This is a genomic window from Sutterella sp., from assembly GCF_052272535.1.
In the GTDB taxonomy this organism is placed as follows: Bacteria; Pseudomonadota; Gammaproteobacteria; order Burkholderiales; family Burkholderiaceae_F; genus Sutterella.
The window spans coordinates 1-10,565 of the sequence record NZ_DAVZJY010000061.1; the positions used below are offsets into that span (position 1 = coordinate 1).

A 10,565-nucleotide genomic window follows, 5' to 3' on the forward strand; every position below is an offset into this window, starting at 1 on the left:
GGGGCCGGCGACGCCGGTGAGGGCGACGGCGAGGTCGGCGAGGCTCGAGGCGAGCGCTCCGCGCGCCATCGCCTCGGCGACGGGTTCGGAGACGACGCCCGCCGCTTCGATCGTCTCCGCGGGCACGTCGATCATCTCGATCTTCGCGGCGACCTGATAGGTGACGAAGCCGCGGTCGAACCACCCCGAGGAGCCCGGGACCGAGGTGATGAGCTCGGAGACGAGCCCTCCGGTGAGGCTCTCGGCCGTAGTGATCATGCGGCGCGACTCACCCGCGCGCCGCCCGAGGATCTCCGCGGCGAGCTCGGCGCGGCTTCTGAGCTGCGCGGCTGCGGACGGAGTCTGGGTCTTTTCAAGGTTCATGGGAGGCTCGCCGATGAAGGAGACGGAGGAGATAGGCGGGGCGTCAGGCGGCGAGCCGTCCGGCGCTCCAGTAGAGGGCGAGCAGGATCTGGATCGCCGCCCAGGCGTAAAGCGCGGCGACGAGGTCGTCCAACATCACGCCGAAGCCCGTCTTCACGCGGTGGTCGATCCACGACCCCGGCCAGATCTTCACGATGTCGAAGAGCCGGAAGGTGGCGAAGGCGGCGGCCCACCAGCCCCAGCCCGCGGGGAGCGCGATGCAGAGCGCCCAGACCGCGGTCACCTCGTCCACGACGAAGCCGCCGTGGTCGCAGACGCCGATGTCGCGCCCGGACTTTTCGCACGCCCAGCAGCCTGCCGCGAAGAGGAGCGCCGTGAGGACGATCCAGCCGGCCGTCGGGATGAAGGAGTGGAGAAGTCCGTAGACGAGCACGCCCGCGAGCGTGCCCCAGGTGCCCGGCGCCGGGCGCAGCAGCCCCGCGCCGAAGAAGACGGCGAGCGCGTGCGCCGGAGACGAGAAGGCCCACCGGGGCGTGAGGCGCACCCGGTTGGCGGGGTTGGCGGGGTCGTACTTGCCGATCATCAGCTACTCTTCTCCGGGGGCGAAGTGGTCGAATCCGACCGAGGGCGTCAGAACGAGCGCGCCGTCGCCCGCGCGCACGACGACCGAGGTCGTGGTGCGCGGCACGATGCGCCCGATGCGCGTCACGGGCGTGCCGGTTCTGAGTCCCGCCTCGTAGATGCGCTCCGCGGCTGCGGCCGGCGCGGTGAAGACCAACTCATAGTCGTCGCCCCCGGTGAGGGCCGCCTCGTGCTGCCGCGCGATGGTGAGCGAACGCAGCGCCGTCGAGACGGGGATGCGGTCCCAGTCGACTTCGGCCGAGCAGCCGCTCCGCTCGAGAATGTGGCCGAGGTCCGCGAGGAGGCCGTCGGAGACGTCCGCGCAGGCCGAGGCCGCTCCGAGAATCGCCTGCCCGAGCGCGACGCGCGGCGTCGGCCGGTCCATGCGCGCGAAGAGTGCGGGCTCGAGGTCGGGCATCACCTCCCAGGCGCCCCAGCGGCACTGCAGCGCCGCGTAGGCGTCGCCCAGCGTGCCCGACACCCAGACGTCGTCGCCCGGGCGCGCGCCCGCACGCGTGAGGCCCATGCCGGCGGGGAGGTCCCCCATCGCGGTGATGCTGATCGTCACGGGAGCGCGCCTGCCCTCGACTTCGGGCGTGCGGGTGGTGTCGCCCCCGAGGAGCGCGCAGCCCGACTCGTGCGCGAGCGCCATCAGGCCCCGCGAGAAGTCGGCGAGCCAACCGTCGTCGCGTCGCGGCAGCCCGATCGACAGGAAGAAGGCGCGGGGCACGGCGCCTGCGGCCGCGAGGTCCGACAGGTTGACGGCGAGCGCCTTGTAGCCCACGTCCTCGGGGTCGGCGTCGGGCAGGAAGTGCGTGCCGAGCGCCATCATGTCGCACGTGACGGCAAGCCGCCCCGCGCCGGTGTCGATGATCGCGCAGTCGTCGCCCACGCCGGCGCTCTTCCACGCGCCGAAGCTCTGGTACGTGAAGAACTTCTCGATGATCTGGAATTCGCCTCTCTGCGGCATTTTGTTCGACTCGCCTCCCCAATCAAGTTCGGAGGGCGGCGGCGCAGACCCTGAGGATCCGGCCCGCCCTCCTTCCGACAGGCATCATCATATTTCGTCGGCGCCGCACCGGCTGAAACAAGATTTTCAAGGGCCGGAGTGCGCCGAAAGGCCGCCCGCGGACGACGGACGGCCTTTCCTCCTTCAGATCGGACGGCGTCCCTCAGGGGGACACCCGGCGGCTCACTCAGCCTTTTCGACCTTCTCGACCTTTTCAGCCTTCGTCGCCTTCTCGGCGGCGCGCTTCGCATGATCGTCGGCGAACTCGGCCGCGCGGACCTTCTCGGCGACGCGCTCGAGCACGGCGTTCGTGAAGCGGTAGCCGCTGCCGAAGCGCTTGGCGAGCTCGACGTCCTCGTTCAGAACGACGCGGTAGGGCGTCTGCGGGCAGTGCATGAGCTCGTAGGTGCCGAGGAAGAGAATCGAGCGCTCGACGAGCGAGACGCGCTTCAGATCGCGGTCCACGAAGGGCGCGAAGACCTCTTCGAGCGCCGCGTGCTGGGCGACGACGCCCGAGAGGAGCGTCGAAAAGAGCTCGCGGTCGCAGACCGCCCAGTCCGCGGTCGTGACGCCGGCGCCCTCGACGGGGCCGCCGTCCTCGTCCTCGATGAGCGACTCGAGGCCTTCGGTGATCTTCGCGGCGGTGAGTTCCGGATCGGCGATCCATTCATAGACGCCGAGGAGCGCGAAGACGCGCGCGAGGCGGCGCGACGAATGGAGCTGATGACGGGACTTTTGCGCTTCTGACATCGTGCGATTCCTGAAAAAATACTTCCCTGAAGGAAAAGCCGCGCATTTTAGCGCGGCCCGGGCGCGTGCGTCCGCTCCCCGAAGGGCGGACGCGCACGCGCATCAACGGTCCGCGCGGGGATTATTCCTCGCGGTCGTCTTCGTCCTCTTCCTCAAAGTCGTCGGCGGTGACGAACTCCTTGGCGAGGTTAGCCATCTCGACGGCGCATCGCGCGCAGTCGCGGCCCTTCATCTCGAGGCGGGCCTGGCACTGGTCGTCGTCCTCGGTCGTGAGCACGCCGTTGGCGATCGGAATTTCATAGTCGAGGCCGATGCGGGTGATGCCCGCGCCCGACTCGTTCGAGACGAGCTCGAAGTGGTAGGTCTCGCCGCGGATCACGGCGCCCAACGCGATCAGGGCGTCGTACTCCTGGGTCTGCGCGAGCTTCATGAGGGCGAACGGAATCTCGAGCGCGCCGGGAACGGAGACCTTCGTCACGTCCTCGTCCATGACGCCCAGCTTGCGCAGCTCGTCCATGCAGAACTCGAACTCGCCGCGGCCGGCGTACTCATTGAAGCGCGAGACCACAATGCCGATGCGCAGATCGGTGCCGTCGGTCGAGGTCGGAATGATGTCAACTGCCATTTGCTTCTCCTTCATGGAACGGGCAGGCCGCGTGCGCGCCGGACGCGCCGGACTCCTTCGAGCCGGCCTCCGGTCCGCGCACGCCCGGATTGCTGGAATTTCTCGGCGCGCCCGTCGGGGGCTTTGCCGGAGGCGGCGCCGTCGGCGAAGCCCTCCGCCCCGCCACCGCACCGCATGCTGAATTCTTGATTTTACCGCAGGCGGCCTCCGTCGAGCCGCTGCGCCCCCGGGCGCCGCGCGGTTTGCGCCGGTGCGGGAAGCCCCCCCCCTTCATGACGAAGCCGTGACGGCGCGCCCGAGAAACTTCACCGACGCGTCACGCCGCCGTCAATGGCGCTTCATGCGCGCTCCCTAGAGTGAAAGCCATTCCCAACGACGGCCGCGCCCCTTCACGCCTGCTGCGGCCGCCCCTCCGGCAACACCTACAGGAATCATTCGCCGTGAAGAAGACTCTCCTCACCCAGGCCGCCCTTGCGGCCCTCGTCGCCGCCTCGACCTGCGGCGCCGCCAACGCCGCCCAGATCTACCCGGTCGATCAGGCCCGCTTCATGACGAACGCGCGCTTCGACTTCAAGGTCGAGCTCGACAAGGTCGCTGCCCGCAAGGACGTCTCGATCGAGATCAACGGCGCGGACTACAAGAAGGTTCTCAAGGGCGACGAGATCTACCTCGCTCAGGAAATCGACGCCGACGGCTCGGCGATCATCATGCGCGACGTCGAGATCAAGAAGCCCGGCCGCTATACGGTCGTCGTGAAGAGCCCCGAAGGCGAAATGCGCGCCGAGTGGGATCTCTACACCACGGCGAAGAAGCCCGTGGCGAAGAACGTGATCATTCTGCTCGCCGACGGCCTTTCGGTCGGCCACCGTACGGCCGCCCGCATCCTCTCGAAGGGCGTGAAGAACGGCATGTACCAGGCGCCCCTTGCGATGGACGACATGCCGCACATGGCGCTCCTCGGCACGAGCTCCGTCGACACGATCGCTGCGGACTCCGCCAACACCGCCTCGGCCTACATGACGGGCCACAAGTCCTCCGTGAACGCCTTGGGCGTCTACGCCGACCGCACGAAGGCCTCGCAGGACGACCCGCGTCAGGAAACGATCGCCGAACTGCTGCGCCGCAAGACCGGCAAGGCGATCGGCGTCGTCTCGGACGCCGAGATCGAGGACGCGACCCCCGCCTCGGTGGTCGCGCACACGCGCCGCCGCGCCGACAAGGCCGACATCGTCGGCATGTTCTGGGACGTCAAGCCCGAGGTGATCCTCGGCGGCGGCTCCGCGTACTTCCTCCCGCAGGGCACCCCCGGCTCCAAGCGCAAGGACTCGACCAACTACATCGACCTCTTTACGAACGCGGGCTACAAGTTCGTCACCGACCGCACGGAGCTCAACGGCGCCGTTGCGGGCAAGGCGCCGCAGAAGCTCCTCGGCCTCTTCCACACGGGCAACATGGACGGCTGGATCGACCGCCACCAGTGGAAGGGCAACACCGTGAAGAAGTTCCCCAACCAGCCCGACCTCACCGACAGCTTCGACGCCGCGGTGAAGGTCCTCGAACAGAACAAGGAGGGCTTCTTCCTGATGCTCGAGGCGGGACTCGTGGACAAGTTCTCCCACCCGCTCGACTGGACGCGCTCCGTGGGCGACACGATCGCCTTCGACAAGGTGGTCGAACGCGCGCAGAAGTACGTGGACGAGCACCCCGACACGCTCCTCATCGTGACGGGCGACCACACGCACTCGATCTCGGTCGCGGGCACGGTCGACGACAACAAGCCCGGCCGCGACATGCGCGAGAAGGTGGGCGTCTACGCCGACGCGGGCTACCCCAACTACGAGGACAAGGACAAGGACGGGTTCCCCGACGACTTTGCGCCTTCGAAGCGCCTCGCGGTCTTCTTCGGCGCGCACCCGGACTACTACGAGACCTACCGTCCCTTCCCCGAGAAGACCTTCAACCCGACCGTGAAGAACGAAAAGGGTGAGTACGTCGCCGACTCCGAGTACAAGAACGTCGAGGGCGGCCACTTCGTCGAAGGCAACCTCCCGCGCAAGGAGTCCCAGGGCGTGCACACGGTTGACGACCTCGTCGTCACCGCGCGCGGTCCGAAGTCCGAGGAGATCAAGGGCTTCATGAACTCCACCGAGATCTTCCGCGTGATGGCCGACGCCCTCGCCCTCGGTCACTGATCTCCGGCAGGGGCGGGACGCGGAACGTCGCAAGCGCTTCCAAGACGGGCGACGGGGAGACGAAAGCGCCCCGGCGTCCGCCCTCCGGAAGAGCTCCCGGTCCGCCCCCCGAACCCCGACTCACGCTCAAGGCGGAGCGCTTCCTCCCCATCAGGAAGGCGGCGCTCCGCCTCGGCTTCTTCTCCCTATGTGAACTCGCATGCTCCGCCGCCAGCTCCTCACCCGCCTCGCCCTTGCGACCCTCGCGCCCGCCGCCGCACTTCCCCGCGCGGCCCTTGCGGCCCCGAAGCCCAACCTCGCCTTCGACGAGATGTACGCGGGCGTCTCCGTCCTCGGCATCAAGTTTTCCGAAAAGCTCAAGAGCCTCGCCGGGCGCGAAACGACGATCCTCGGCTTCATGGCCCCGCCCCTCAAGGCGGACGCGGACTTCCTCGTCCTCACGAAGAGCCCGGTGAGCCTCTGTCCCTTCTGCAACACCGACGCGGACTGGCCCGACAGCATCATCGTGGTCTACCTCGGCCGGAAGCAGGAATTCGTGCAGAGCAACCAGCTGATCGCCGTCACGGGCACCCTCGAACTCGGCAGCCGCACCGACGAGGAGACCGAGTTCGTGAGCCTCGTGCGCATCGTGAACGCGCACTTCGAGGTCGTCTGACGAAGGAACGGGCGATGGCGGACTTCGACCTCACGCTCCCCGAAACCGAACTGCGCGTGCCGGACGGCGAGGAGACGCGGCTCATCTTCTCCACCTCGGGGTTCACGCTCCCCGAAGGCGCGGTGCTCGGCGTGCGCGGCGCCTCGGGCGCGGGAAAGAGCACCTTTCTGAAGCTCCTCTCCGGGATCCTCACGCCCACGCGCGGCGCCGTGCGCTGGGGCGCGGTGAACCTTTCGCTGCTCACGGAGTCCGCGCGCGACCGCTGGCGCGGCGAGCACTGCGGGTTCCTCTTTCAGGACTTCCGGCTCTTCGAGGACCTCACGGCCGAGGAGAACGTGCTGCTGCCCACGACCTTCACCCGCGCGCTCAGGAGCGAAGACCACGTGCGCGCCCGGGGACTCCTCAAAGCGCGGGGCGTGCGGCCCGACACCCGCGCGCGGCTCCTCTCGCGCGGCGAAATGCAGCGCACGGCCCTCGCGCGCGTGCTCTTTGCAGAACCGCAGGTGATCCTCGCCGACGAACCGACGGCGAGCCTCGACCGGCTGCGCGCCGCCGAGGCGGTCGAGGCGCTCCTCGAAGCCGCACGCACGCTCGGCGCCACCCTGATCCTCGTCTCGCACGACGAGCGCGTGCTCCTGGAGCTCCCGCGCCTCGTCGAAGTCGCCGACGGGCGGCTGATCGACCTTTCCGGCCGGAGGTGATGTCATGCACGTCGCAATGCTCCTCAAAAGCGAACTGCGCCGCTCCGCGGGCGTGATCCTCGGCATGGCGCTCGTGCTTGCGCTCGCCCTCTCGCTCGCGCTCGCGACGAGCCTCACCGAGCGGATGCTGCGCGCTTCGAGCGCCGCGGCCGCGGACGACTTCGACCTCCTCGTGGGCGCGAAGGGCAGCTCCGCGTCGCTCCTTCTCGGCACGGTTTATCTGCGCGACGAGCCTCTCGGACTCGTCCCGGCGCCCGCGCTCTCCTCCCTCATCAACGCCAAGGGCGTGCGCTGGGCAGCCCCCGTCGCCTTCGGCGACCGCACGGGCGACTCTCCGCTCGTCGGCACGACGCGCGCGATGGCGACCCTCGGGGGCGAGCGGCCGCTCAGCGCGGGCCGCGTCTTCGCCGCCCCCGACGAAGCCGTGGCGGGCGCGGGTTCGGGCCTCAAGGTGGGCGACGCGTTCACGCCGATGCACGGGCGCGCCGCAGGCGCGGGTCACGCGCACGAAGCAGCGTCCTTCCGGGTCGTGGGCGTGATGCCCGCCACGGGCACGCCCTGGGACCGGGCGGTGCTCGTTCCGATCGAGCGCATCTGGTCAATGCACGCGCACGAGGACGACCATGCGCACGGCCGCGAGCCGCTCGAGCACTGGATGGAGGAGGACCTCACGCATCTGCCCGGCATGTCCGCGGTGGTGGTGAAGCCCGTCTCGGTCGCCGACGCGTACCGGCTGCGGCAGCGTTTCTCCACGATGTCCGTCACGTCGCCCGAGGGCGCCGTCGTGAACCTCATGGGCGTCTTCTCGGGCGAGGTGCTCGTGGATCTCTACGCCTCGATGGGGAGCGCCGCCCGCGCGCTCTCCTTCATCACCGCGCTCACGCTCGCCGTCGCCCTCGCGGCGACCCTGATCACCGGGGTGCTCCTCGGACGGCTTCGGCTCCCGACGCTTCTGCAGCTCCGGGTCCTCGGTGCGCCGCGGCGCTACGTGGGCGCCCTCATCTGGCTCATCGTCATGACGGTGGTCGTGACGGGCGCGGCCGGCGGACTGCTCATCGGTTGGGCGATCGCTTCGGGGTGCGCGGCCTGGCTCGCCGACGAGACCGGCATCGTCATGGCGCCCGCACTCAGCCGGGCGGAGGCGCTCCCCATCCTCCTCACGCTCGCCGCGGGCGCCCTCTGCGCGCTCGTTCCGGCCTGGGCGGCGGGGCGCGCCAAGATGACCTGAGGACGGGCGCGGGGCCTTCGCCTCCGGAGTCCGGCCCTCGGGACGCCAAGGGCCTGCGCTGACCGGGTGCCGCTCCCCCGCTTTCCATCCCTGAAAAGCAAAGGACCACGCGGCCTCACTGAAGGTGAGGCGACGTGGTCCGCGTGAGCCGCGCCGCCCCCTTCAAAAGGAGGCGGCGATGCGGCGCGTCAGTAGGAGAGGCCGCGCAGGTACTGCGGCGGCACGACGAGGCTCGGGACCTCCTTCACGTGCAGCGCGCTCGCGGCGTGCCAGCCCCAGTGCGGATCGTCGATCATCCCGCGGCCGATGTCGATCACGTCCGCCGCACCCTCGCGCAGCAGCGTCTCGGCCTGCCAGGCGTCGCGGATGAGGCCCACGGTGAAGGTGGGCATGCCGGTCTCCTCCTTCACGCGGCTCGCGAAGGGCACCTGGTATCCCGGCCCCACGGGGATCTTCGCGTCCGGGGTGTTGCCGCCCGTGGAGACGTCCACGAAGTGCAGGCCCTGGGACTTCGCGAGCTTCACAAGCCTCACGGTGTCCTCGAGCGTCCAGCCCTCGGGCTCCCAGTCGGTCGCCGACACGCGCAGACCCACGGCGGTCGTTTCGGGAACGGCCGACTTCACGGCGTTCATCACCTCGCGGGCGAAGCGCATGCGGTTGTCGAGCGCGCCGCCGTACTCGTCGATGCGCTGGTTGGAGAGGGGCGAGAGGAACTGATGGATCAGATAACCGTGGGCCATGTGGATCTCAATGCCGTCCACGCCCGCGCGCACGGCGCGCGCCGCGGCATCGCCGAAGGCGAGGGCGAGTTCGCCGCACTCCTTGAAGTCGAACACGCGCGGCGTCGGATAGCCCGGCGCAAAGGGAACGGGCGAAGGCGCGCGCACGCGCCAGCCGCCGTCCATGGGCTCGACGGCGCGCTGCGGCGCGTCCCAGGGACGCGTGACGCTGCCCTTGCGGCCGGCGTGGTTGAGCTGCACGATCACCTTGCAGCCCGGCTCGATCTCGCGCATCAGGGCGATGAGCTCGCGCAGTCCCTGCTCGCACTCGTCGGACCAGAGGCCGAGGTCGCTGTCGGTGATGCGCCCGTCGGGCGTCACGGCCATCGCCTCAATGCACACGAGGCCCGCGCCCGAAGCGGCAAGGTGCCCGTAGTGCATCTTGTGGAAGAGCTGCACGACGCCGCTCTTGGCGCTGTACATGCACATCGGCGGCACCGAAATGCGGTTCGGGATCGTGAGGGGCCCCAACTGCATCGGCGTAAAAAGCATCGTCTCCATTTATCTTTCCCTTGGGCTCCGGCGGAGGGCTTCTCCGGCCGGGCGCGTCTTGTTCTGCTTTTCGTCTTCTCGGGTCCGTCCGCCCCCGGGGACGGAGGGCGGGCCCAAACAAAAAGCGCGCTCGGGAAGCCCCTCCGTCTGGTCCGGGAGGCCTCCGCGGGCGCGCAATCGTTCACTTCAGGAATGAAGGAGCTTCTTTTCCCTTAGAAAAGCGCGTCGTCATCCTTGAGCGACATTATGCGCTCGACGTAGCGGGCGATCGTGTCGATCTCTACGTTTACGTAGCTCTGCGCCTTGAGGTGCTTCAAGGTCGTCACCTGCACGGTGTGCGGGATGAGGTTGATCGTGACCAACGTATCGAGCGCCGTATCTTCGACCTTGTTGATCGTGAGCGAGACGCCGTTGATCGTGATCGAGCCCTTGTAGGCGACGTAGGGCGAGAGCTTGCGCGGCACGCGCACGACGAGGCGCCAGGACTCGGCGACGGGCTCCATCGACTCGACCTGACCGACGCCGTCCACGTGGCCGCTCACGATGTGGCCGTCGATGCGGTCCGAGAGGCGCATCGCCTTCTCGAGGTTCACCTCGCCGAAGGTGTCGAGGCCCGTGGTCTTCGAGAGGCTCTCGGCCGAGACGTCGATCTTGAACTCGCGCTCCGTCACCTCCACGACGGTCATGCAGGCGCCGTTGACGGCAATCGAGTCGCCCACGCGCACGTCGTTGAGCCCGAGCTCGGGGGCGAGAATCGTGAGGCGCACGCCGTTGCCCAACTTCTCGGGTTCGCGCACCTTGCCGATGGCCTGAACAATGCCGGTAAACATGTGATTTAGCTCCTCAGGAGAATTCGCAGGTCGCCCCCCAGCGGGAGGGCGGAATGGATGTGCCAGCGCTTCGCCGCGGAGGGCGAGGCGGGCGGAGTGACGTCGGCCGGGGCGAGCCCCGCGCCGAAAAGACAGGGCGCCACGTAGGCGAGGATCTCGTCGACGAGCCCCGCCTCGATGAAGGCGCCGGTGAGGCGCGGACCCGCCTCGACGTGGACTTCGTTCACCTCGCGCCGCGCGAGTTCACGCAGGAGCGCCGGGAGGTCCACGCGGCCGGGATTCCCGGCGGCCGGGAGTTCGATCACCTCGCCGCCGGCCGC

General features: G+C 69.0%; 12 protein-coding genes. 4 read left to right on the forward strand and 8 right to left on the reverse strand.

The features are described 5' to 3' along the window. The 5 genes from ACT6Y9_RS04755 to ribH all read right to left on the reverse strand — a co-directional run. Nucleotides 1–363 (reverse strand): CinA family protein (locus ACT6Y9_RS04755; protein ID WP_443743678.1); only part of this gene is annotated, 363 nt, incomplete at its 3' end. Nucleotides 364–406: 43 nt separating this feature from the next. Further along, the gene (locus ACT6Y9_RS04760; protein WP_443743679.1) at nucleotides 407–946 is read right to left on the reverse strand and encodes a phosphatidylglycerophosphatase A family protein; all 540 of its coding nucleotides are present in this window, start codon (nucleotides 944–946) and stop codon (nucleotides 407–409) included. A gap of 3 nt (nucleotides 947–949) precedes the next feature. Then, a complete protein-coding gene (thiL, locus tag ACT6Y9_RS04765) occupies nucleotides 950–1,954 on the reverse strand; it encodes a thiamine-phosphate kinase (protein WP_295477721.1) in 1,005 nt (334 codons plus the stop codon). A 222-nt stretch (nucleotides 1,955–2,176) separates the two neighbouring features. Then, a complete protein-coding gene (nusB, locus tag ACT6Y9_RS04770) occupies nucleotides 2,177–2,743 on the reverse strand; it encodes a transcription antitermination factor NusB (protein WP_295477724.1) in 567 nt (188 codons plus the stop codon). 121 nt (nucleotides 2,744–2,864) lie between these two features. Beyond that, entirely contained in the window at nucleotides 2,865–3,368 is a 504-nt protein-coding gene (gene ribH / locus ACT6Y9_RS04775; RefSeq protein ID WP_295477727.1) for a 6,7-dimethyl-8-ribityllumazine synthase, read from the reverse strand. Nucleotides 3,369–3,808: 440 nt separating this feature from the next. Here ribH and ACT6Y9_RS04780 point away from each other — a divergent pair, with 440 nt between their 5' ends. The 4 genes from ACT6Y9_RS04780 (at nucleotide 3,809) to ACT6Y9_RS04795 (ending at nucleotide 8,144) form a co-directional block, all read left to right on the forward strand. Next, nucleotides 3,809–5,560 carry an alkaline phosphatase gene (locus tag ACT6Y9_RS04780; protein WP_443743680.1) on the forward strand — a complete coding sequence of 584 codons (1,752 nt, stop codon included), beginning with the start codon at nucleotides 3,809–3,811 and terminating at the stop codon, nucleotides 5,558–5,560. A 199-nt stretch (nucleotides 5,561–5,759) separates the two neighbouring features. Further along, nucleotides 5,760–6,215, forward strand: coding sequence for a hypothetical protein (locus tag ACT6Y9_RS04785; protein ID WP_443743681.1), 456 nt, complete (start codon nucleotides 5,760–5,762; stop codon nucleotides 6,213–6,215). A gap of 14 nt (nucleotides 6,216–6,229) precedes the next feature. Continuing rightward, a complete protein-coding gene (locus ACT6Y9_RS04790) occupies nucleotides 6,230–6,916 on the forward strand; it encodes an ABC transporter ATP-binding protein (RefSeq protein WP_295477739.1) in 687 nt (228 codons plus the stop codon). A 4-nt stretch (nucleotides 6,917–6,920) separates the two neighbouring features. Continuing rightward, nucleotides 6,921–8,144, forward strand: a complete 1,224-nt coding sequence (locus tag ACT6Y9_RS04795; protein ID WP_443743682.1) for an ABC transporter permease — start codon at nucleotides 6,921–6,923, stop codon at nucleotides 8,142–8,144. Nucleotides 8,145–8,332: 188 nt separating this feature from the next. Here ACT6Y9_RS04795 and ACT6Y9_RS04800 read toward each other — a convergent pair whose 3' ends face one another. The 3 genes from ACT6Y9_RS04800 to ACT6Y9_RS04810 form a co-directional block, all read right to left on the reverse strand. Continuing rightward, complete coding sequence (locus ACT6Y9_RS04800; RefSeq protein ID WP_443743683.1) at nucleotides 8,333–9,424, reverse strand: NADH:flavin oxidoreductase/NADH oxidase; 1,092 nt, start codon at nucleotides 9,422–9,424, stop codon at nucleotides 8,333–8,335. Nucleotides 9,425–9,627: 203 nt separating this feature from the next. Next, a complete protein-coding gene (locus ACT6Y9_RS04805) occupies nucleotides 9,628–10,245 on the reverse strand; it encodes a riboflavin synthase (RefSeq protein WP_295477747.1) in 618 nt (205 codons plus the stop codon). Nucleotides 10,246–10,250: 5 nt separating this feature from the next. Further along, nucleotides 10,251–10,565 (reverse strand): RibD family protein (locus ACT6Y9_RS04810; RefSeq protein WP_443743684.1); only part of this gene is annotated, 315 nt, incomplete at its 5' end.